The organism is Streptomyces sp. NPDC028331 (assembly GCF_055565775.1).
Genome location: NZ_JBVHTR010000007.1, coordinates 29,097 through 50,509, shown reverse-complemented (window position 1 = coordinate 50,509; position 21,413 = coordinate 29,097). Strand labels below are relative to the sequence as shown.

Sequence of the window (21,413 nt, the reverse complement as noted above, 5' to 3'; positions counted from 1 at the left end):
CACTGGAGACATGATCTGGGGAGGGACGCACCGCATCCGAAGGCTCAGCGACCGGCTCGCCTCCCGGTGGTGGCGCGGTGCCGCGGCCGTGGTCGCCGGTGCGCTGCCGATGCTCGCCTTCCCGGCGCCGTCCTGGTGGTGGTTCGCGTACGTCTGCCTGGTCCCGTGGATCCTGCTCATCCGCACGGCGCCGACCGCCAAGCGGGCCGCGTACGACGGCTGGCTCGGCGGCTTCGGCTTCATGACGGCCGTGCACCACTGGCTGATACCGAGCCTCAACGTGTTCACGTTCGTCATCGCGGCCCTCCTCGGGGTGCTGTGGGCGCCCTGGGGCGTGCTGGTGCGGCGGTTCCTCGCCGGGGTGCCCTCGCCGGGGCGGATCGGCGCCGCCCTCGTGCTGCTGCCGTCGGGCTGGCTGACGGCGGAACTCGTCCGCTCCTGGCAGGGGCTCGGCGGCCCGTGGGGGCTGCTCGGGTCGAGCCAGTGGCAGGTGGAGCCCGCGCTGCGGCTCGCCTCGGTCGGCGGGGTCTGGCTGCTGAGCTTCCTGGTCGTGGCCGTCAACGTCGCCGCGGCACTGCTGATATCCGTGCGCGAGTCGCGTGTGCCGGCCCTGGCCGGGCTCGTCGCGACGGCCGCCGTGACCTCGGCGGCCTGGGCCTGGTCGCCGCGGCCCGACGTCGACGGACGGGTGCGCGTCGCGGTCGTGCAGCCCGGGATCGTCGGCGGCACCGACAGCGGCATGAAACGGTTCGCCCTTGAGGAACGGCTGACCCGCGAACTCGCCGGGCGCCATGTGGACCTGGTCGTCTGGGGCGAGAGCAGCGTCGGCTTCGACCTCGGGCAGCGGCCCGACCTGGCCCGCCGGGTCGCGGCGCTGTCCAGGCAGGTGAAGGCCGACGTTCTCGTCAACGTCGACGCCCGCCGCTCCGACCGTCCCGGCATCTACAAGAGCTCCGTGCTCATCGGCCCCGACGGCCCGACCGGCGCCCGATACGACAAGATGCGGCTCGTCCCGTTCGGCGAGTACATACCGGCGCGGTCCGTGCTCGGCTGGGCCACCTCGGTCGGCAAGGCGGCCGGTGAGGACCGCAGGCGCGGCACCGAGCAGGTCGTCATGAAGGTGGGGAACGGGCTGCGGGTCGGCCCGATGGTCTGCTTCGAGTCCGCGTTCCCGGACATGAGCCGCCATCTCGCCGAGGACGGCGCCGACGTGTTGCTGGCCCAGTCGTCGACGTCGACGTTCCAGCAGAGCTGGGCGCCGGAGCAGCACGCCTCGCTCGCCGCGCTGCGCGCCGCGGAGACCGGCCGCCCCATGGTGCACGCCACGCTCACGGGCGTGTCCGCCGTCTACGGCCCGAGCGGCGAGCGCATCGGCTCCTGGCTCGGCACCGACCGGAGCACCACGGCGGTGTACGAGGTGCCGACCGCCCACGGCATCACCCCGTACGTCCGCTACGGCGACTGGCCGGTGCACGGAGCCCTGCTGGCGATCGCCGGGCTGGGCGTGGCCGATGGGCTCCGGGCGCTCAGGGTGCGACGGCGCGCTCCCGCACCGCGGTCACGACCCGCTCGCACAGCTCGTGTGTCGCCAGTGCGTCCCTGGCGCTGAGCACCTTGCCCGCGCGAACGGCGTCGAGGAAGGCGAGCGCGGCCTGCTCGATACCGCGCTGCCGGGCCACCGGCACCCAGTCGCCGCGCCGGCGCACGCTCGGCTGGCCCTTGTGGTCGACGATCTCCGCGAGATTGAGCACCTGCCGCTTGGAGTCCTGCCCGGAGACCTCCAGGATCTCCTCGGCCGAACCGCTCAGCCGGTTCATCACGCCGAGCGCGGTGAATCCGTCGCCGGAGAGCTGGAGCACCACGTGGTGCAGCAGCCCGCCCTCGACGCGGCCCCGCACGGTGACGTCGTCGACCGTCCCGGGCACCAGGAACCGCAGCGTGTCGACGACGTGGATGAAGTCGTCGAGGATCATCGTGCGCGGCTCCTCGGGCAGTCCGACGCGGTTCTTCTGCATCAGGACGAGATCGCGCGGGTGGTCGGCGCACTGCGCGTATCCGGGTGCGTAACGCCGGTTGAAGCCGACCATGAGGCTGACGTTCCGCTCCTCCGCGAGTTGGACCAGCCGTTCGGAGTCGGCGAGTTGGTAGGCGAGCGGCTTGTCGACGTACGTGGGTATGCCCGCTCGGAGGAGCCGGGTGACGATCTCCGGGTGGGTGGCGGTGGGCGCGTGCACGAACGCCGCGTCGAGGTCCTGGGCGAGCAGCGCGTCCAGATCGGCGTGCCGCCGCTCGTGCGGAAGGTGCAGGCTGTCGGCGACGCGGTGCAGGGTGGCGGGGGTGCGCGTCTGGAGGTGCAGCTCGACCCCAGGCTGCAGTGCGAGCACCGGCAGATAGGCCTTCTGCGCGATGTCACCGAGTCCGATGCAGCCGACCTTCACGGGCGCTCCTGGGAATTGCCGACGGGTGCCTGGTCCGAAGCATACGGCGGTTGCGGTGGCCGCCAGTCGGCGATGCCGTCGAAGCCCCGCAGGAGCAGTGCGGGTGCCGCCTTCGACAGCGCGGCGACCGTGGCGTCGCGTACGGCGGTCCCGGCGCGGCCGCGCATCATGTTCAGTCGGGCGGTCCGGACGGCCCGGCGGGTGAGGGCGGCCGTCCGGGGCAGTCGGGCCGCCGTGTACGCGGCGAGGTCGTCGCAGTGGTGGGCGAGCACGACCGCGTCCTCGATGGCCTGGTTGCCGCCCTGGCCGAGCGTCGGGGGCATGGCGTGCGCGGCGTCGCCGAGGAGGGCGACCCGGCCACGGTGATGGGCGGGCAGCGGCTCGGCGAGGTGGTGGACGTCGTGGCGCAGGATGTCCTCGGGGCGGGCGGCGGCGAGGACGGCGGGGATCGGCTCGTGCCAGTCGCCGAACCTCCACAGGAGTTCCGCCTTCTCGTCGTCGGGGGCGCGTTGCCCGGCGGGCACGACGGCCGCCGCGTACGCGTAGACCCGGCCGTCCTTGAGCGGATGCGTGCCCCAGATGCTCCCTCGGCCCCAGGTCTCGTGGGAGGCGAACGCGGGTCCGGGCACGGAGATCAGGACGCGCCAGGTGGTGAATCCGGAGTACACGGGCCCCGGGTGGTGCGGGAACAGCGCCCGGCGTACGCCGGAGTGGATGCCGTCGGCGGCCACGACCAGCTCTGCCTCCAGGTCTCCGCCGGCGTCTCCGTCGGCGGTGGTGACCCGGGCCGGGCGGCCGGTGTCGCCCGGGTCTGCGAGGCTCGCGGCGGCGGCCGTGCGGATGGCACCCGGCGGAAGCAGGGCGGCCAAGAGGTCGATGAGGGTCGCCCGGGGCAGCAGGACGAGCGGTCCGCCGAAGCGCTCGGCCGCGGCGGCGGCGCTGGTCCGGGCGAGCCAGCGCCCGCCGGGGGTGCGCAGCCCGCCGTCTCCCTGCCAGGCGGCGAGGTCGCGTACCGCGTCGCCGATGCCGATGACGTCCAGGGCGCGCAGGGCGTTCGGGGCGAGGGAGACGGCCGCGCCGACCGGCTCGAGGGAGGGGGCCTGCTCCAGCACGGTCACCCGCAGGCCGCGCAGGTGCAGAGCCGCGGCCGCGGTGAGGCCACCGATGCCGCCGCCGATCACGATCGCCCGCGACTGCTGTGCCATGGCTCCTCCTCGTTCCACCATGCCCCCGAGTGGGGCACTACGCCTGTAGTGCACGGCGTGTCGAGCGTACTACAGGAGTAGTGCGACGGGTAGGTTGACCTTCATGTCCGCACGTACCTCGGGCGCCTCGCGCGCCGACCTCGTCGCCGACACGGCGCTCGCCCTGCTCGCCGAGCGCGGGATGCGGGGACTGACGCACCGTGCCGTCGACGAGGCGGCGGAGCTGCCCCAGGGGTCGACCTCGAACCTGGCGCGGACCCGCCTGGCGCTCCTGGAACTCGCGGTGCGCCGCCTCGCGGAACGGGAGGCCCGGGTCCTGGCTCCCGAGGAGATGCCCGACCCCGAGGACGAACTCGGCGCGCTGGTGGACGGCCTGGCCCTGGCGGCCCACCGTTCCCTGACCCGCAACCGGGATCTGACGGTCGCCCGGTACGAACTGGCCCTGGAGGCCACCCGGCGGCCCGAGTTGCGGCGGTACTTCGACGCGGCCGGTGCCCGCTTCCGCGACCAGCTCGCCGCCCTTCTGACGGCTCTGGGCTCCTCCGACCCGGCCCGGCACATGCTGTCGCTGGTGGCCTGGCTGGACGGGCTGATGTTCTCGTGCGCGGCCGGGACCTTCACCGCGGAGGTGCCCGGCCTGGACGAGGTGCGCGCCGGGCTGCGGGAACTGCTCGACGGGATGCTCGGCGGCTGACCTGGCCGGCCCCGCCGGAAATGCGGTGGTGGGGGACGCCGGGGCCGGGCGAGGATGGGGGCCATGACTGCCGAACGCCGTGAACCCGCCCTGAACGCCGACGAACGCACCATGCTGGAGGGCTGGCTCGACTACCACCGCCAGACGCTGGCGTGGAAGTGCGAGGGCCTGACCGACGCCCAGCTCAGGACCGCTTCGGTGGAGCCGTCCGAGCTCTCCCTGATGGGGCTCGTGCGGCACATGGCGGAGGTGGAGCGGGGCTGGTTCCGCAAGGTCCTGGTGGGCGACGATCCGGGGCCGATCTACTTCAGCGACGAGGACAGGGACGGCGAGTTCCACCTGACCGACGCCGACACCTGGGAGGAGGCGTACGCCACCTGGCAGGCCGAGGTCGGGATCGCCCGGCGCAACGCGGCCGGCTTCGGCCTGGACGACCTCTCGCGGGGCACGAGCAGGTTCACCGAGGAGCGCTTCAGCCTGCGCTGGATCTACACCCACATGATCGAGGAGTACGCGCGCCACAACGGTCACGCCGACCTGATCCGCGAGCGGATCGACGGTGCCACCGGCGACTGACGTCAGCCCCGGCGGGCGCGGCGCCCTCCGTAGGGGGCCTCGGATCACCCGTGCGGGGCATCCTGCGCCGGTCTGCTCCCCAAAGCGGCGCCAAGGCAGCAGAGTTGCGCGGGTGCACCGAACGACGACGACCGCAACGCTCCTGGTCTCCGTGGCCGTCTCGGCCCTCGCCGGCTGTGTGACCGTCCAGCGACCGCCGACTCCCGGCCCGCCGCCCGCACCCTCGCGTCCCGCGTCGCCGCGCCCCGACGGCAGCGGCGCCCCACGCGTCGTCCAGGCGCCGGTACGAGAGGCGCTGGAGATGGTCGGCCCCTCCCCCCGTCCGTCACCGCCCCCGGCCACCCCGGGCGGCACGGCCCGTCCGGCCCCGACGGCCGCGCCGCACCGCACCGCGGCCGCCCCGCGTCCGCAGCAGACCCGCCCGGCCCCTCAGGTCGCGGTACCGCCGGCCGTCTCCGACGCGTTCCCGAAGAACACCGGCGTGTGCGCGCTCGGCCGCACGTACGGGGGATGGAAGCCGGACAGCCCCGAGGCGACCATCTGCCGGGACACATACGGTCGTTGAGTCCCGGGGCCGGGACCTCGCCCGGATACGGCCGGAACCCCGGGGAACCGTGAGGCCTGGGACCCCAGGGCCCGAGCCCTACGGCCGTTGTCTCGGCGGTCCCGGGGGCTGGTCTCCCGGGCCGTCCGCGGTGCCGGGTCCGGGTCTGCCGGGCATCGGTTCCTCCGCCTCCCCGGGCTCCTCCGCAGCGAGCCGTCGCTCCAGGCGTCCGATCGCCGCTCTGACGCCGTCGCCATAGCCGTCGTCCCCGAGCGTGCCGACCGCGCCACGCGCCAGGCGCAGATGGACGCGGGCGGCGTCGCGGCGGCCGAGCTTGACGTAGTCGGCGGCCAGGTTGAGCTGGAGCGAGGGGTACAGCGCGTGCGCCGCGAGCGCGCCCTCGTGGTCGGCGAGACGCTCGTCGGTGAGCTCCGCGGCGGCGGAGAGCGCCCTGAGGTCCCAGGCGAGCTCGTCGGCCGGGTCGTCCTGGGTGTCCGCCATGTAGTGCGCCAGGGTGCAACGGTGCAGGGGGTGGCCGTCCTCGCCGATCTCCGCCCACAGCACGAGGAAGCGGTCCCTGGCCTCCTCGCGGTCGCCGGCGTGGTGCAGCATGACGACCTGCCCGATACGGGTCATGACGGCGTCGGGCGCCGCCTGTTCCTGTCGCTTCGCCACCGCGCCCTCCACGCTCGTCACCGTCACCACGACGCTAACCGCCACGGCTGGCAATGAGGCTCAGGCAGCTCCGTAGGGCACTGGGCCAAGCCGGTGAGACGGGGGGCGGTCGGCGAAGGCCACCGGCCCCGGGGTCCGGCTGCCCCTCAGGCCGGGCCACCGCCGCGCCCTCCCCGCACGCGCCGGCCGCCCGGCCGGGACCCGGGCGTCAGCCCAGGTTGGGGATCGTCCAGTCGATCGGCGCGTGCCCCTGCCGGGCGACCGCCTCGTTGATCTGCGTGAAGGGGCGGGAGCCGAAGAACTTCTTCGCCGACAGCGGCGAGGGGTGCGCGCCCTTGACCACCGCGTGCCGCGTCTCGTCGATCAGTGGCAGCTTCTTCTGCGCGTAGTTGCCCCACAGCACGAACACCGCCGGGTCCGGCCGTCCGGCCACGGCACGGATCACCGCGTCCGTGAACTTCTCCCAGCCCCTGCCCTTGTGCGAGTTCGCCTCGCCGCCGCGCACCGTCAGGACCGCGTTCAGCAGCAGCACGCCTTGCTCGGCCCAGGGCATCAGATAGCCGTTGTCCGGGATCGGCGTGCCCAGCTCCTCGTGCATCTCCTTGTAGATGTTGCGCAGCGAGGGCGGGATCTTCACGCCGGGCCGCACGGAGAAGCACAGGCCGTGGCCCTGGCCCTCGCCGTGGTACGGGTCCTGGCCGAGGATGAGCACCTTCACCCTGTCGTACGGCGTGGCGTCGAGCGCGGCGAAGACCTCCTCGCGCGGAGGGTAAACGGGACCCTTGGCACGCTCGTCCTCGACGAACTCCACGAGCTCCTTGAAGTAGGGCTGCTGCAGTTCGTCGCCCAGAACGCCCCGCCAGGACTCCGGCAGCATGGCGATGTCGGTCACGTCAACTTCCTCCGATGTGCGGTCACTTCCAGGTACGGAACCTACAGGCGACCACTGACAACCGGCTTCCGGCCCCCGCGCGGGGCCGCGCTACCAGCTCGTCTTCCGGGACAGCTCCCACATCATCATGATCGTCGACGGGTCCAGCGCCCGCTCGCCACCGGAGATGTCCTCGTTCGCCGCCAGGAACTGCTTGCCCTGCCACAGCGGCAGCAGCCGGGCGTCGTCCACGAGGATCTGCTGGGCCTGCTCGAACTCCTTGACCACCTGCGCACGGTCGCTCTCGCGCCGCGACTGGGGCAGCAGCACCTTGGTGATCTCCGGCGACGGGTAGGGCGTGCCCAGCGCGTTCTGGTCGCCGACGAAGGGCGCGATGTAGTTGTCGGGGTCCGGGAAGTCGGGGAACCACCCCCGGCCGAACACCGGGTACTCACCCTTCTGGTAGCCGTCCACGTACGTCTTCCAGGACCGGCTCCTGAGGGTGACCTGGAACAGGCCGGAGCCCTCGAGCTGCTGCTTGAGCGCCTGGAACTCGGGGCCCGTCTCCGAGCCGTACCGGTCGGTGGTGTACCACAGCGTGAGCGGGACCCGCCCGGTGATGCCCGCAGCGGAGAGGATCTTGCGGGCCTTGGCGGTGCTGGGGTCCCCGTAGTCGTCGAAGAAGGGCGTGGTGTGCCCGGTCAGCCCCGCCGGGACCATGGAGTAGAGCGGTTCGACGGTGTCCTTGTAGACGTTGTGGGCGATCGCGGCCCGGTCCACCACCTGGGCGACGGCCTTGCGGACGGCGAGCTTGCCGGCCCACGGGTCCTTCGGGTTGAACACCAGGTAGCTGATCTCGATGCCGGGGTTCTCGACGAGCTGGATCCCGCCCGTGGACTCGTGGCGCTGGAGGGCCACGATGTCGGGGGAGGCGAGACCGCGGTAGGTGATGTCGATCTTGTGGTTCTTCAGGGCGTCCACCATGCCGGCGGAGTCCTGGAAGTAGCGGATGGTGACGGCGTCGTTCTTGCGGTCGGCGTATCCCTGGTAGCGGCCGTTGCGGACGAGCCGGGCCTCCTTGCCCTCCTCGTAGGACTGCAGCGTGTACGGTCCGGACCCGGTGATCCCGCCGTCCTCGCGGACCCGCGTGGCCGGGTAGTCGGCCGGGTCGACGATCGACATGGCCGGGGTGGTGAGGACGAACGGGAAGGTGGCGTCCGGTTCGCCGAGGTGGAAGAGGACCTCGCGGTCGCCCCTCGTCTCGACCCGTTCGAGGCTGCCGAGCAGGCCCGCCGGGCCGCCGCGCAGGTTGATCCGCTTGATCCGGTCGATCGAGTACTTCACGGACCGGGCGTCGAGCTTGTCCCCGTTGGAGAACGTCAGGCCCTTGCGCAGGAGGCAGCGGTAGACGAGGTTCGTCCGGTCGGTGAACCCGCAGCTCTCGGCGGCGTCCGGCCCCGGCAGGACCGAGCCGTCGGGGTAGTTCAGCAGGGTCTGGTAGACGTTGCGGAACAGCTCCCAGGAGCTGTCCCAGGACGCGGCGGGATCGAGGGTGCTCGGCGCGCTGGTGGTGCCCACGACGATCGGCCCCTTGTCGTCGGAGGACTCCGAGGAGAGCGCACCGCAACCGGCCACCAGGGAGAGGGACGTGATCGCCGCCAGCCGACGCAGACGGTTCCGGTTGAACACGCGCACACTCCTCGATCTGCCGTACCGGGGTCGGCGGGAGACCATACCGCAGCACCCCGCTTCCGGGACCGGATTCGGCGAGGGCTGTGACCAGCGCGTTCATGACGACGTTGTCATGTGTCCGGATGTCTCGGGTTACGCCGGAACGGGCGCCCATTGTGTCGATGGGCGCCCGTGTCGCGGGCCCCTGTCACGGGCCCGTGGCGTCAGACCGCGGCGTTCAGGTAGTGCCCGCCGTCGAGGACGAGGGTCTGGCCGGTGATCCAGTCGGACTGGTCCGAGGTCAGGAACGCGGCGGCGCCGCCGATGTCGGAGGGCACGCCGAGCCGGCCCAGCGGGTAGGACGCGGCGGCCTCCTCCTCACGGCCCTCGTACAGGGCCTGGGCGAACTTGGTCTTCACCACGGCCGGCGCGATCGTGTTGACCCGCACCTTGGGTGCGAACTCGTGCGCGAGCTGCAGGGTCAGGTTGATCATCGCGGCCTTGCTGATGCCGTACGCCCCTATGAACGGCGAGGCGTTCAGGCCGGCCACGGAGGCGATGTTGACGATGGCGCCCCCGTTGTCCTTCTGCCAGGCGTGCCAGGTCCTCTGGGCGAAGCCGAGCGCCGAGACGACGTTGGTCTCGAACACCTTGCGCGCCACGTTCAGGTCGAGGTCGGCGATGGGGCCGAACACCGGGTTGGTCCCGGCGTTGTTGACGAGGAAGTCGACCCGTCCGAAGGCCTCCATGGTGCGTTCCACGGCGATGGCCTGGTGGTCCTCGTCGTGCGCCTTGCCGGCGACGGCGATGACGCGGTCGGCGCCGAGCTTCTCGGCGGCCTCCTTCAGGGCCTCCTCGGTGCGTCCGGTGATGCAGACGCGGTCGCCGCGGGCGACGAGCGCCTCGGCGATGCCGTAGCCGATGCCGCGGCTGGCGCCCGTGATGAGGGCGACCTTGCCGGAAAGTGCGGGCAGCTCAGTCATGTGTGCGTGTCTCCCGGCCCTAGTCGAGCGGTCCGCCGGCGACGTACAGCACCTGGCCGGAGACGAATCCGGCGGCGTCGCCGGTGAAGAAGGCGATCGCGTTGGCGATGTCCTCCGGCTCACCGACGCGGTGCACCGGGATCTGGGTGGCGGCCGCAGCCTTGAAGTCCTCGAAGCCCATGCCGACGCGCTCGGCGGTGGCCTTGGTCATCTCGGTGGCGATGAAGCCGGGCGCCACGGCGTTGGCGGTGATGCCGAACTTGCCGAGCTCCTTGGCGAGGGTCTTGGTGAAGCCCTGCAGACCGGCCTTGGCGGCGGAGTAGTTCACCTGGCCGCGGTTGCCGAGCGCGGACGACGACGAGAGGTTGACGATGCGCCCGAAGTTCGCGTCGACCATGTGCTTCTGGCAGGCCCGGGACATCAGGAAGGCGCCGCGCAGATGGACGTTCATGACGGTGTCCCAGTCGGACACGCTCATCTTGAACAGCAGGTTGTCACGCAGCACGCCCGCGTTGTTGACGAGGATGGTCGGCGCGCCCAGCTCCTCGGCGATCCGCGCGACGGCCGCCTCGACCTGGGCCTCGTCCGAGACGTCACAGCCCACGGCGATGGCCTTGCCACCGGCGGAGGTGATCTTCTCGACGGTGTCCTTGCACGCGGCCTCGTCGAGATCGATCACCGCGACGGCGCGGCCCTCGGCGGCCAGTCGTACGGCGGTGGCGGCGCCGATGCCGCGCGCGGCGCCGGTGACCACGGCGACACGCTGATCGGTGGTGGACATTGCTGGTTCTCCTCGCCCTTGGAAAAGCCTGGAACACCTTTGGGAAGGTCTGCTTCCGAAACGTCCGCTTCGGAAGCGTCTGGCGGCTCACGGTACGTCCGCCGATGAGCGACCGCTTAGTACCTTCAGCAGACGTGACGCTAGAAGCCTTGGCACCCGGTGTCAACGGCACACCCGGCGCGTGTGATCCATTACCTCACCAGGAGGTCCAGCAATCGCTCCGCCTCGGCCGCCGGGTCGGCGGTCAGCCCGGTGTGCACGGGCCCGGGCTGCACGACCGTGGAGCGGGGCGCGATCAGCCAGCGAAAACGCCGCCCGGCGTCGTCGTGCGCCGCCTGTCCGGCCGCCCGACCCCCGACGCACACGCCCTCGACGGCACTGAGCGCGGCCCGTACGCCCGCCACATCCGCGTCCGGGTCGAGGGCCAGCAGTTTCCGCTCGTCGAGATGGGTGCGGGCGGCCACGAACGACTTGGCGCGGCAGTACACCAGCACCCCCGCGTTGATGCACTCGCCACGCTCGATCCGCGGTACGACCCGCAGCAGCGCGTACTCGTAGACGTCCCGCTCGCTCACTTCTCCCCCTGGGGGACCCGAAGGCCCTGGATGCGTTCGTGGATGACGGCGGCCCGGGCGAGCAACGGCCGTGCGTAGGCCCGGCGCAGTTCCTCCGGCGTGTCGAAGCCGGGCTCGCCGGTCAGCCACTCGTCCGGGATCTGGGCGGTCACCTCGGCCAGCAACTCCTCGGTGACGCGGGGCGCGAGGTCGGCGGCGGCACTCGCGACGTCCGGCGCGAAGGGTGCGAGGGCGTGGTCGGAGGCGTCGTAGGGGCGCGCGGAGGAGGCCTCGGCGCCGGGCCAGTTGTGGTGCCAGATCATGGTGGCGCCGTGGTCGATGAGCCACAGGTCGCCGTGCCACATCAGCAGGTTGGGGTTGCGCCAGGAGCGGTCGACGTTGCCCACGAGCGCGTCGAACCAGACGATCCTCCCGGCCTCCTGAGGGCCGATCCCGAACGCGAGCGGGTCGAAGCCGATCGCGCCGCTCAGGAAGTCCATGCCGAGGTTGCGCCCGCCGCTCGCCTTGAGCAGTTCCTGCACCTCCTGGTCGGGTTCGCCGAGGCCCAGCACCGGGTCGAGGCCGAGAGTCACCAGTCCGGGTACGCGCAGGCCGAGCCGGCGGGCGAGTTCGCCGCTGACCACCTCGGCGACGAGCGTCTTGCGGCCCTGTCCGGCGCCCGTGAACTTCATGACGTAGATCCCGAGATCGTCGGCCTCGACGAGCCCCGGCAGCGAACCACCCTCCCGCAGAGGCGTGATGTAGCGGGTCGCGGTGACTTCTGTCAGCATTTTCCCAGGTTATCCAACTTCTCGGCCTTGCAATCGCCGCCTGCTTCCAGGCAATTGCAACCGAGGAGAGGACCGGCGCGCCCTCCGCTGTCGGCCTCCGGCGGGAGGTGAGCATAGTAACGGCCGCACCCCGAAGGCGGGGCGGCCTCTCCTCTTGCCCCGAGAAGCCGACGGTCGGGGTCACGCTCGCCCGACACGCTCGACGAGCCGTCATGCCGTTACGAGAACGCGTCCGGCCGGCGCGATGCCGTCCTGCTGGGTTCGGCCGTGGCGGCGGGCCGGCCGTGCGGAGGGGTGTCGTAGGCGGGACGGACGCCGCCGCGCAGGGCCGAGGCGACGGCCGAGACCAGGGCCATGCCCGCAGCGACGCTGAAGACGATGGTCAGACCGTGGTGGAACGGCCCGGAAACCAACTGGGGGAAGAAGGCGTGGCCGGTCAGGGTGGCGCGCTGGGCCGTGGAGAGGTGCGCGAGAGTGCCGCTGGAGGAGAGCAGGTGCTCGATGGGGTTGTTGCCGAGGAAGGTGGCGAACAGCGTGCTCACCGGTGGCAGCGCTGCGGCGTGCGCTGCCGCGCCGCTCGGCACGCCGTGCGCCGTGAGCCCGCTCCTGAGCGCCGCGGGCAGCGATGAGGCCAGGCCGGAGATCATCAGGGAGAAGAACACGCCGATGGACAGGGCGGTTCCCGAGTTCTGGAAGGTGGACCGCATGCCCGAGGCGACGCCCCGGTACTCCGGCGGCACACTGCCCATGATCGAGGACGTGTTCGGCGAGGAGAACATGCCCTGGCCCACTCCGTTGAGCAGCAGGAGCGCCGCGAACAGCCCGTAGCCGAAGTCGACCGGCAGGGTGAGCAGTCCGAGGAAGGAGCCCGCCACGACGACCAGGCCGACGGTGGAGAACAGGCGGGCGCCGAACTTGTCCGACAGGTAACCGGAGACAGGGCCCGCGACGAGGAAGCCCAGCGTCAGCGGCAGCATGAAGATGCCCGCCCACAGCGGGGTGTCCTCGAACGCGTAGCCGTGCAGGGGCAGCCATATGCCCTGCAGCCAGATGATGAGCATGAACTGCAGCCCGCCGCGGGCGATCGCGGTCAGCAGCGCGGCCAGGTTGCCCGCGGCGAACGCCCGTACCTTGAACAGGGCCAGCCGGAACATGGGTTCGGCGACCCGCGTCTCGATGTGGCAGAAGAGCAGCAGCAGGACACCGCCGCCGATCAGCCCGGCCAGCACCCAGGGGTTGCCCCAGCCGGTGGCGCTGGAGCCGTAGGGCTGGATGCCGTAGGTGATGCCGGCGAGCAGGATCCCGGCACCCACCGCGAACGTGATGTTGCCCAGCCAGTCGATGCGCCCGCGGCGTCCCGTCGCGGTCTCCCGCAGGCTCAGGTACGACCAGATCGTGCCGGCCACGCTGATCGGCACGCTCACCCAGAACACCGCACGCCAGTCGACGGCGGCGAGCAGGCCGCCGGCGAGGAGTCCGAGGAACTGGCCGGCGAGCGCGGTGATCTGGTTGACGCCGAGAGCCATTCCGCGCTGCCGGGCGGGAAAGGCGTCGGTGAGGATGGCGGCCGAGTTCGCGGTGAGCATGGAACCGCCGAACGCCTGCACGATGCGCCACAGGATCAGCCACAGGGCGCCGGCGCCGGCCCGGAACGGATCGAGGGACAGCGCGACGGACGCGCAGGCGAAGATGAGGAAGCCGAGGTTGTAGATCCGAACCCGGCCGTACATGTCGCCGAGCCGGCCGAGGACGACGACGAGTACGGCCGACACCAGCAGATAGCCCAGGATCATCCAGAGCAGGTAGCCGATGTTGCCCGGCGCCAGCGGGTCGAGTCCGATCCCACGGAAGATCGCGGGCAGCGAGATGATCACGATGGAGGCGTCCATCGTCGCGATCAGCACACCGAGCGTGGTGTTGGACAGCGCCACCCACTTGTAGCCGGGGCCCGGCGGGGTGTCCTGCCGGCGCGCGGAGCGCACAGCGCGCGACGCGCACGTGCCGCTCGCTCGCGCGTGGTCCGCGTTCCGGCCGCGGGCGCCAGGAGTGCGCGCCATCAGAGCTTCTCCGCCAGCCGGTCAAGGAGCGGCAGCGCCGCTCCGAGTGTCTCGCGTTCCTCCGCGGTGAACTCGTCCAGGACGGCCGAGAGGTGCCGGACGGACTCGGAGCGGCGCTCCGCCAGGACGGCACGCCCCTCGCCGGTGATGGCCACGACGGCTCGCCGCCCGTCCACCGCGTCGGGGGTACGACTGACGAGCCCCCGCTGTTCGAGGACGGCGAGCGTGCTCGCCATCGCCTGCGGACGCACGCGCTCCAGATCGGCGAGGGATCCCGGTGAGTCGGGGCCGTCGGCGGCGAGCCGGGCGAGCACCGACACACCGGAGAGCGTCACGTCGCCGACGGCGTGCGCCTGGCGCAGTCGTCGGGTGATACGGCCCACGGCGAGCCGGAGGTCGGAGGCGAGCCGGGCGGTGTCGCTCGGACCGCCGGGGTGGTCGCGGTCTGCTGCTCCTTCTGCCTTCACGGGTGATAACACTAGGTTTAACAGCCTCGCCTGATCAACCAATTGTTAGTAATAGGGGTGGATCAGCTCGTGGCCGGTGCGGGGGTGCGCCGGGGCCGCAGAGTGAGGACGCGTTCCGCGTGGTGTTCCTCGTGGAGGTCGATGCGGCGGGCGGTGAGCAGATGGCGCAGGCTGACGATGCCCTCCACGCGGGGCCGCTCGTCCCGGGTGACGACGAGCAGACGGGTGACGTCGTGCTGGGCCATGCGGTTGGCCAGGGCCCGCAGCGTCTCGTCGGGGTGGGCGGTGACCGCCGGGACGGCGAGGTCGCCGAGCGGTGTGGGGTCGGAGGGGTCGGCGTGGATCATCCGGCTGCGGGTGACGACGCCGACGAGGTCGCCCCGGGCGTCGAGCACGGGGTACAGGCGCTGGGCGAGCAGCCGGCCGGGGTCGCCGGCGTCGTGCGCCGCCCGCAGCAGCGTGGTGATCTCCCCGGCCGTGCGGTCGCCGTCGAAGGTGACTCCGGCCGGTGTCTCCAACTGGCGGACGAGGTGGACCTCGAGCGGGTCGACGGAGTACTCGCGGGTGAGGTGCAGTCCGCGCCGCGCGAGCTTCTCGGTGAGGACCGAGCGCTTGAGGAGGATGACCGAGAGCAGATAGCCGGCCGACGCGGTGATCACCATGGGGATCAGGGCGTTGATCTCGTGGGTGAGCTCGAGGCAGAAGACGATGCCGGTGAGCGGGGACCGCATGACGCCGCCGAGGACTCCCGCCAGTGACACCAGGGCCCAGAAGCCGGGGCTGACGTGGGGGAAGACCAGGGCTTCGGCGGCCCCCAGGGCACCGCCGACCATGAACATGGGGGCGAGGACACCTCCGGAGGTGCCCGAGCCGAGGGACAGGCCCCAGATGAGGGTCTTGACGACGAGGACACCGGTGATGAGGCCCACCGTGGCGTGTCCGGTCAACAGCCGGCCGATGACGTCGTAGCCGACACCGAGGGCGCTCGGTTCGATCAGACCTCCCAGGCCGATGATCGCCCGGCCGATGGCCGGCCACCACATCCAGTGGATGCGCAGGCGGGAGAACAGGTCCTCGGAGAAGTAGACGAGGGCGGTCGCGCCCAGGGCGAGCAGTCCGGCGCCGGCTCCGGCGACGACGCACAGGCCGTAGGCGGGGAGGGAGATGTGGTCGGGCACGTGCGCACCGCCGAAGAGGGGTGCGGTGCCCAGCAGCGGTCCGCGGACCAGGGTGGCGGTCACCGCGGCGACGGTGACCGGCAGGTAGGAGCGGGGCCGCCATTCGAACAGCAGCAGTTCGACGGCCAGCAGGATCGAGGCGAGGGGTGCGTTGAAGGTCGCGGCCATGCCCGCGGCGGAACCGGCGACGAGCAGTGCCTTGCGCTCGTCGGTGGTGACCCGCAGGAACTGGGCCAGGAGGGAGCCGACGGCGCCGCCGGTCATGATGATGGGGCCCTCGGCTCCGAAGGGCCCGCCCGTACCGATGGAGACGGCTGCCGACGTGGGCTTCAGGACGGCGACGCGGGGCTGCACCCGGCTGCCGCACACCAGGATCGACTCGATCGCCTCGGGCATGCCGTGACCCCGGATCTTCTCCGAGCCGTAGCGGGCCATGAGACCGATGACCAGACCGCCGATCACGGGCATCACGAGCAGCAGCCATCGGTGCGCGGTGTCGGCCGGTACGGCGGTGCCGAAGCCGAACCGCCAACGGAAGCTGAGATTGGTGATCAGAGCTATCAGCTTGAGCAGGCCGGCGGCCACCAGGGCTGCGACGGCACCGACGGGCGCGGCCAGCGCTGCGATCATCACCACGCGCGTCGACACATGGAAGTCACCCAGGTGCGCGATCTTCAGGGCGGCATGGGGAGCCCGCTCATGACGCCGTGGGCGGCTGGGGGCACTGGGCCGGGGTCTGGTGGGTACGGACGCGGACATGGCACCTCCGGTGAATGGGGCGGCAGGGGCTGCACTGGCCGTCGGCTGTTGGGATCGGTTCTTCGAGGCGTGCCGGCCCAGGGGCAGGCCCCGGTGGACGCGGGAACGGCGGGCGGCGCTGCCCGTGCGGTCGGCCGGCCGGCATCGGGGAGTGAGGCGGACGCGTGCCGGGGCCGGGCCGGCTCCGGCACGGAAGACGGACGCGCCTCGTTGCGCGTCCGTCAACGGTGAGGAGGCAGGGCCTCGCTCAGCTCAGCGGAGGGCGTGCGGACAGCACGCGGCCGGGACGCAGGATGCGGATCCTGCGTCCCCCGCACACCCGGCAGGTGTTGTCCGTGAGCGGCGAGGACACCCGTACACCGCCTTTGACGCGGTACTCGGCGCACAGGCGCCCTTCGGCGTCCCGGACGTGCCGGATGTCGTACTGGCCCTCCCAGGCGTGCCCGCAGCGCAGGCAGACGAACGAATAGGCTTCCCGTATCGGCTCGGTTCTCATGGTCATCACCCTCGTCGCCGGCCCGGTCGCGCCCGCCCGGCCGATGTCTCGACGATCCTACCATTGCAGTCTGCAATGGTCACCATCCGTGAGCGCGTGGGACCGGCCGTCCGTGGAGAGACAGCGGAACGAGGAATGCATGACTCAGCAGGAGCACGGCGTACAGCAGCCACTGGCCCGTCCGGCCCCTCTCGAAGAGGAGGCGGACCAGGAAGCGGAACAGGTCACCCTCGCGATCATGGCCGCGTCCCGGCTCATCGTCGCGCTGTCCGCCCGCGCCCTCGCCTCGGTCGACGTGTCACTGACCCTGCCCCAGTTGCGTTCGCTGGTCGCGCTGCACACCTGCGGCCCCATCAACCTGGCCGCCCTGGCCGCCACCCTCGGCGTCAACTCCTCCACGGCCCTCCGCATGGTCGAACGCCTCGAATCCCTCGGCCTCATCGACCGGCGGGTCAACCCCGACAACCGCCGCCAGGTCGTCCTGCGGCTGACGGCCGCGGGAGGGGAACTGGTCGATCGGGTACTCAGCCATCGACGTGCCGAGATCCGCACCCTGGTGGAGCGCCTGCCCGCCCGGCAGCGCGCCGGACTCGTCCCGGCGCTCAGGGCGCTGACCGCCGCGGCGGACGACCTGGGACTGGACCTCACGGACGAAACCGGCCGCCTGGCCGGCCTCGTCGACAACCCGCTCAACCCGTCCCCGTAGAGCGGCCCCGGACGAAGGCGGCCCATGTGCGCATGTCCATCTGACAGCGCAACGACAGGCGTGTTTTACACCTTCCTCATCCCGGAGAGGTCAGGATCTCGACGAGGTCTGAACGGTCGCTGCCCACAGACCGTACCTCCGTACAGATTTACGGAACATCCGTGGAAGGGAACGTCAGCATGACCAGCGAATCGCCTCAGCCCGTCCCGGCGCCCGCCCGCCGCACCGTCGTGGCGGCGGTCGGCGCGACGGGGCTCGCCGTCGCGCTGACCGCGTGCGGAAGCTCGGACGACACGTCGTCGTCGACCTCGTCCGGTACACAGGACGGCAGCAGCGCGAGCACCGCCACCACGGGCGGGGGCAGCTCCGCCGCGGCCGGTTCCGGCGGCACGGCGCTGGCGAAGACCTCCGACATCCCGGAGGGCGGCGGCAAGGTCTTCGACGCCCAGGGCGTGGTGGTCACCCAGCCGTCGGCGGGCACGTTCAAGGCGTTCTCCTCCAAGTGCACCCACCGGGGCTGCGCGGTGACGGAGATCTCGAACGGTCTGATCAACTGCCCGTGTCACGGCAGCCAGTTCTCCGCGACCGACGGCAGCGTGAAGAAGGGTCCGGCGACCCAGCCGCTGGCCGCCGCGAAGATCACCGTCTCCGGCGACGAGATCAAGCTGGCCTGACGGGACTCAGCCCGGTGACGTCGCTCGGCGTGGTGGGGTGAGGCAGGTCAGCAGCTCGTCGGTGGTCGTGATGGTGGCGACCAGGGCGAGGGTGTGGCGGATCATCGCGGGGGTGTAGTCGGAGGGCACCCCCGCGATGGCGTCCGCGGGTACCACGGCGTTATAGCCGCGGTTGACGGCGTCGAACACCGTGTTGGGGATCGCCACGTTGGCCGAGACGCCGGTGACGATCAGGGTGCGGCATCCCAGGTTGCGCAGCAGCGCGTCGAGCTCGGTGCCCGTGAGGGGCGACAGTCCGTGCAGTCGGCGTACGACGAAGTCCTCCTCGCGTACCTCGACCGGGGCCGCCACCCGTACCGCCGTGCTGCCGGCGAGCTGCTGGACGGGGAGCCGTTCGGCCGCACGGAAGAGACGGGCGTTGCGGCTTGCGCCGCGGCCGTCCGGGCGGCGTTCGGCGATCGCGTGGATCACCTGCACCCCGCCCGCGTGCGCCGCGGCGACCAGCCGGGCCACGTTGGCGAGCGCCCCCGAGGCGCGCGCCTGCCGGGCCAGTTCGGGCAGCGCGCTGTCCGGGCCCAGCACGCCCTGCTGGCACTCGACGGTGAGCAGCACCGTGGCCGGAAGGTGCAGGAGATTCCCGAGGTGTTCACGCGACGGCATGGCTCCCCCTGTCGTCGACGGTCCGAGGCGGCGAGGGTAGCGACCGTTGCGGACGGAGGGAAGACGCCCCATTCTTTTCTGACGTGATGTCAGAGGATCTCTCTGGCACGACGTGGGAGAAGAAGAGGGGGCCGCATGACCGTCACCACGCAGCGTCGGGGCCGCAAGATCATGATGACGCCGGGTGAGCTGGACGAGTTCCTCGCCACCCAGCGCACCTGCCGGGTGGCGACCGTGTCCGCCGACGGCACCCCGCACGTCAGCGCCCTGTGGTACGTCTGGGACGGCACCTCGCTGTGGCTGTACTCGGTCGTGCGCAGCAGGCGCTGGGCGGATCTGCGCCGCGACCGACGGATCGCCGTCGTGGTGGACACGGGCGAGGAGTACGACCAGCTTCGGGGCGCCGAGCTGTCCGGCACGGCGGAGTTCGTGGGCGAGTCACCGCGCACCGGGGAGCTGTGCGCGGAACTCGACGTGCCGGAGATGCTGTTCGCCCGGAAGAACTTCGGCCTGGATGAGATGCCGCACGACGGCCGTCACGCGTGGATCCGGCTGACCCCGACGAAGGTCGTCTCCTGGGACTTCCGCAAGCTGGGCGCGTAGCGGCTCACCCCCGGGCCGTCACGGCCTCGCCCGCCGCGCGCAACGCCTCCACCGCCGCCCGGATCGACGGGCGGCGGTCGGCGTCGGCCCGCCACACCACGTAGACGTGCCGGCGCACCTGCTGCCGCACGGGCACGGTCACGACCCCCGCCGGCACCGGGTCGCGCCCGAGGCGCGGTGCGATGCACACCCCGAGTCCGGCGGCGACCAGCCCGAGCTGGGTGTGCGTCTCCCCGGCGCGGTGGCCGACGCACGGCTCGATGCCCTTGGAGCGCAGGGTGAACATGAGCCACTCATGGCAGAATTCGCCGTCGCCCCAGGTGATCCACTCGTCGTCCGCGAACTCCTCCAGGCCGACCTCCGCCCGGTCGGCGTGGCGGTGCCCGGCCGGCACCGCCACATCCGCCGGATCGTCCAGGATCGCGGCCTTCACCAGGCCGTCCGGCAGCGGCATCGGCTTGTTGTACCAGTCGAGGACGACCGCGAGGTCCAGGTCGCCGCGCACCACACCGGCCACCCCTTCCTCGGGTTCCAGCTCGCTCGAGCGCAACCGCAGCGCGGGGTGGCCGGCGCGCAGTGCGGCGAGAGCCGTGGGGAACAGTCCTCGGGCGGCTGTGGGGAAGGCCGACAGGCGCAGTTCGCCCGCCACCTGACCGCGCTGCGCCTCCAGATCGGCCTGGGCGAGTTCGACCTGTGACAGGATCCGCGCCGCGTGCTCGGCGAGCAGCCGGCCAGCGTCCGTGAGCCGCACCCCACGCCCGTTCCTGGCCAGGAGCTGCTGTCCCACCTCCCGCTCCAGTTTGGCCATCTGCTGAGAGACGGCCGAGGTGGTCACGTGCAGCCCCTCGGCGGCCCCGCTGACCGAGCCGTGCCGGGCGAGGGCGTCGAGGGTGCGCAGCCGCTCCAGGTTCAACATGTAAGCAATGCTACGAGATATCGGGTGCGAATTCTCGATTGTGCTACGAGATTGTCTTGGTCCATCGTTACGACCATGAGCACCGTGTCCACTCCGCGCACCGTCACCACCCCCACCACCGCCCCTCGCCGCCGGGCCGCCCTCGACTGGCGGATCCGCTTCGGTGCCCTCTCGCTGATCTGGGGCTTCAGCTTCCTGTTCATCAAGGTCGGCACGGAGGCGTACGCCCCGTTCCAGGTCACGCTCGGCCGGCTGGTCTTCGGCACGGCGGTGCTCGCCGTCGCCATGGCGGTCAAGCGCGAGCGTCTGCCGCGCTCCGCCCGCACCTGGGGACATCTGGCGGTCGCGGGGTTCCTGCTGAACGCGCTGCCGTTCTCCCTCTTCGCCTACGCGGAGCTGACGATCCCGTCGACGCTCGCCGGGATCTGCAACGCGACCTCACCGCTGTGGGGCATGGTCCTGTCCCTGGTGGCACTGTCGGAGGACCGGCCGACGCGGCGCCGGGTGGCGGGGCTCGGCATCGGCTTCCTCGGCGTGCTCACGGTGCTCGGCGCCTGGCAGGGCTTCCACGGCCTGGACCTGAGGGGCACGGCGCTGGCCCTGCTCGCCTCCTTGAGCTACCCGGTGGGGTGGATCTACGTCCGCCGCACCCTGGCCGGTTCCGCCCATTCCCATCTGTCGCTCACGGGAGGCCAGTTGCTGCTGGCCACGCTGCAACTGGCCGTCGTCACACCGCTGTTCACCACCCTGCCGACGCACGTCGCGGTCCTTCCCCTGCTGGCGATCGCCGCGCTGGGCGCGCTCGGCACGGGCGTGGCGATGCTGGTCCAGTACGGCCTGGTCGCCGAGGTGGGCCCGACGACGGCGCAGATGGTCACGTACTTCGTCCCGGTCGTCGCCATCGCGGCGGGCGTGGCGGTCCTGGGCGAGTCGCTGACCTGGTCGACGCCGATCGGCGCGCTGATCGTCCTGGCGGGTGCGGCACTGACCCAGTCCCGGCCGAAGGGCTAGCCCCGGAATCAGTGCCGCGGCAGGCGACCTTCGCCCGTCAAGACGCCCGGTGCGTGCTCTGGGGGTACCCCCTGCTCGAAGAGCTTGGAGAGTGCCGGGCGTT

23 protein-coding genes are annotated in these 21,413 nt (G+C 71.7%); 8 read left to right on the top strand and 15 right to left on the bottom strand.

The window, feature by feature from the left end; genetic code table 11:
* Window positions 1-10: 10 nt before the first annotated feature.
* Window positions 11-1,609: an apolipoprotein N-acyltransferase gene (lnt, locus tag ACZ4SW_RS12135; RefSeq protein WP_468241374.1), complete on the top strand. Its 1,599-nt coding sequence runs from the start codon at window positions 11-13 to the stop codon at window positions 1,607-1,609.
* On the opposite strand, the gene ACZ4SW_RS12130 is transcribed toward lnt, so the two are convergent.
* Window positions 1,527-2,438: a Gfo/Idh/MocA family protein gene (locus ACZ4SW_RS12130; protein WP_468241372.1), complete on the bottom strand. Its 912-nt coding sequence runs from the start codon at window positions 2,436-2,438 to the stop codon at window positions 1,527-1,529. The two genes, lnt and ACZ4SW_RS12130, sit on opposite strands and share 83 nt — an antisense overlap.
* Window positions 2,435-3,643, bottom strand: a complete 1,209-nt coding sequence (locus ACZ4SW_RS12125; protein ID WP_468241371.1) for an FAD-dependent monooxygenase — start codon at window positions 3,641-3,643, stop codon at window positions 2,435-2,437. The genes ACZ4SW_RS12130 and ACZ4SW_RS12125 overlap by 4 nt, the downstream gene beginning before the upstream one ends.
* 103 nt (window positions 3,644-3,746) lie before the next feature.
* Between ACZ4SW_RS12125 and ACZ4SW_RS12120 the strand changes: the two genes are divergently transcribed.
* The 3 genes from ACZ4SW_RS12120 (at window position 3,747) to ACZ4SW_RS12110 (ending at window position 5,478) form a co-directional block, all read left to right on the top strand.
* A complete protein-coding gene (locus ACZ4SW_RS12120; RefSeq protein ID WP_468241368.1) occupies window positions 3,747-4,337 on the top strand; it encodes a TetR/AcrR family transcriptional regulator in 591 nt (196 codons plus the stop codon).
* Between the two features lie 63 nt (window positions 4,338-4,400).
* Window positions 4,401-4,913 (top strand): DinB family protein, encoded by a 513-nt coding sequence (locus tag ACZ4SW_RS12115; RefSeq protein ID WP_468241366.1) that lies wholly within the window; start codon window positions 4,401-4,403, stop codon window positions 4,911-4,913.
* A gap of 112 nt (window positions 4,914-5,025) precedes the next feature.
* The gene (locus tag ACZ4SW_RS12110; protein ID WP_468241364.1) at window positions 5,026-5,478 is read left to right on the top strand and encodes a hypothetical protein; all 453 of its coding nucleotides are present in this window, start codon (window positions 5,026-5,028) and stop codon (window positions 5,476-5,478) included.
* 78 nt (window positions 5,479-5,556) lie between these two features.
* On the opposite strand, the gene ACZ4SW_RS12105 is transcribed toward ACZ4SW_RS12110, so the two are convergent.
* The 11 genes from ACZ4SW_RS12105 to ACZ4SW_RS12055 form a co-directional block, all read right to left on the bottom strand.
* Window positions 5,557-6,132 carry a hypothetical protein gene (locus tag ACZ4SW_RS12105; protein WP_468241991.1) on the bottom strand — a complete coding sequence of 192 codons (576 nt, stop codon included), beginning with the start codon at window positions 6,130-6,132 and terminating at the stop codon, window positions 5,557-5,559.
* Window positions 6,133-6,340: 208 nt separating this feature from the next.
* Entirely contained in the window at window positions 6,341-7,024 is a 684-nt protein-coding gene (ung, locus tag ACZ4SW_RS12100) for a uracil-DNA glycosylase (protein WP_468241361.1), read from the bottom strand.
* A gap of 90 nt (window positions 7,025-7,114) precedes the next feature.
* Entirely contained in the window at window positions 7,115-8,737 is a 1,623-nt protein-coding gene (locus ACZ4SW_RS12095) for an ABC transporter substrate-binding protein (protein ID WP_468241359.1), read from the bottom strand.
* A gap of 161 nt (window positions 8,738-8,898) precedes the next feature.
* A complete protein-coding gene (locus tag ACZ4SW_RS12090) occupies window positions 8,899-9,657 on the bottom strand; it encodes an SDR family oxidoreductase (protein WP_468241357.1) in 759 nt (252 codons plus the stop codon).
* A 19-nt stretch (window positions 9,658-9,676) separates the two neighbouring features.
* Complete coding sequence (fabG, locus tag ACZ4SW_RS12085) at window positions 9,677-10,438, bottom strand: 3-oxoacyl-ACP reductase FabG (RefSeq protein ID WP_468241354.1); 762 nt, start codon at window positions 10,436-10,438, stop codon at window positions 9,677-9,679.
* Window positions 10,439-10,629: 191 nt separating this feature from the next.
* Window positions 10,630-11,013, bottom strand: a complete 384-nt coding sequence (locus ACZ4SW_RS12080; protein ID WP_468241352.1) for a DUF3037 domain-containing protein — start codon at window positions 11,011-11,013, stop codon at window positions 10,630-10,632.
* Entirely contained in the window at window positions 11,010-11,783 is a 774-nt protein-coding gene (locus tag ACZ4SW_RS12075; RefSeq protein WP_468241349.1) for a HipA family kinase, read from the bottom strand. Before ACZ4SW_RS12075 ends, ACZ4SW_RS12080 begins: the two co-directional genes overlap by 4 nt.
* A gap of 218 nt (window positions 11,784-12,001) precedes the next feature.
* Window positions 12,002-13,840: an MFS transporter gene (locus ACZ4SW_RS12070; protein ID WP_468241347.1), complete on the bottom strand. Its 1,839-nt coding sequence runs from the start codon at window positions 13,838-13,840 to the stop codon at window positions 12,002-12,004.
* Window positions 13,840-14,307: a MarR family winged helix-turn-helix transcriptional regulator gene (locus tag ACZ4SW_RS12065; protein WP_468241345.1), complete on the bottom strand. Its 468-nt coding sequence runs from the start codon at window positions 14,305-14,307 to the stop codon at window positions 13,840-13,842. Before ACZ4SW_RS12065 ends, ACZ4SW_RS12070 begins: the two co-directional genes overlap by 1 nt.
* A gap of 62 nt (window positions 14,308-14,369) precedes the next feature.
* The gene (locus ACZ4SW_RS12060) at window positions 14,370-16,244 is read right to left on the bottom strand and encodes a chloride channel protein (protein ID WP_468241342.1); all 1,875 of its coding nucleotides are present in this window, start codon (window positions 16,242-16,244) and stop codon (window positions 14,370-14,372) included.
* Between the two features lie 247 nt (window positions 16,245-16,491).
* Window positions 16,492-16,740, bottom strand: a complete 249-nt coding sequence (locus ACZ4SW_RS12055; RefSeq protein ID WP_468241340.1) for a hypothetical protein — start codon at window positions 16,738-16,740, stop codon at window positions 16,492-16,494.
* A gap of 139 nt (window positions 16,741-16,879) precedes the next feature.
* On the opposite strand from ACZ4SW_RS12055, the gene ACZ4SW_RS12050 reads away from it, so the two are divergent.
* Both ACZ4SW_RS12050 and ACZ4SW_RS12045 read left to right on the top strand, forming a co-directional pair.
* Window positions 16,880-17,446 carry a MarR family winged helix-turn-helix transcriptional regulator gene (locus ACZ4SW_RS12050; RefSeq protein WP_468241338.1) on the top strand — a complete coding sequence of 189 codons (567 nt, stop codon included), beginning with the start codon at window positions 16,880-16,882 and terminating at the stop codon, window positions 17,444-17,446.
* Between the two features lie 179 nt (window positions 17,447-17,625).
* Complete coding sequence (locus ACZ4SW_RS12045) at window positions 17,626-18,120, top strand: Rieske (2Fe-2S) protein (RefSeq protein ID WP_468241335.1); 495 nt, start codon at window positions 17,626-17,628, stop codon at window positions 18,118-18,120.
* Window positions 18,121-18,126: 6 nt separating this feature from the next.
* Here the strand turns inward: ACZ4SW_RS12045 and ACZ4SW_RS12040 are convergent, their stop codons facing one another.
* Window positions 18,127-18,780 carry a cysteine hydrolase family protein gene (locus ACZ4SW_RS12040; protein WP_468241333.1) on the bottom strand — a complete coding sequence of 218 codons (654 nt, stop codon included), beginning with the start codon at window positions 18,778-18,780 and terminating at the stop codon, window positions 18,127-18,129.
* A 135-nt stretch (window positions 18,781-18,915) separates the two neighbouring features.
* Between ACZ4SW_RS12040 and ACZ4SW_RS12035 the strand changes: the two genes are divergently transcribed.
* Window positions 18,916-19,383, top strand: coding sequence for a pyridoxamine 5'-phosphate oxidase family protein (locus ACZ4SW_RS12035; RefSeq protein ID WP_468241331.1), 468 nt, complete (start codon window positions 18,916-18,918; stop codon window positions 19,381-19,383).
* A 4-nt stretch (window positions 19,384-19,387) separates the two neighbouring features.
* Here the strand turns inward: ACZ4SW_RS12035 and ACZ4SW_RS12030 are convergent, their stop codons facing one another.
* Window positions 19,388-20,299 carry a LysR substrate-binding domain-containing protein gene (locus ACZ4SW_RS12030; protein WP_468241328.1) on the bottom strand — a complete coding sequence of 304 codons (912 nt, stop codon included), beginning with the start codon at window positions 20,297-20,299 and terminating at the stop codon, window positions 19,388-19,390.
* Window positions 20,300-20,374: 75 nt separating this feature from the next.
* Here ACZ4SW_RS12030 and ACZ4SW_RS12025 point away from each other — a divergent pair, with 75 nt between their 5' ends.
* Complete coding sequence (locus tag ACZ4SW_RS12025) at window positions 20,375-21,310, top strand: DMT family transporter (RefSeq protein WP_468241326.1); 936 nt, start codon at window positions 20,375-20,377, stop codon at window positions 21,308-21,310.
* The last annotated feature ends 103 nt before the right edge of the window (window positions 21,311-21,413 follow it).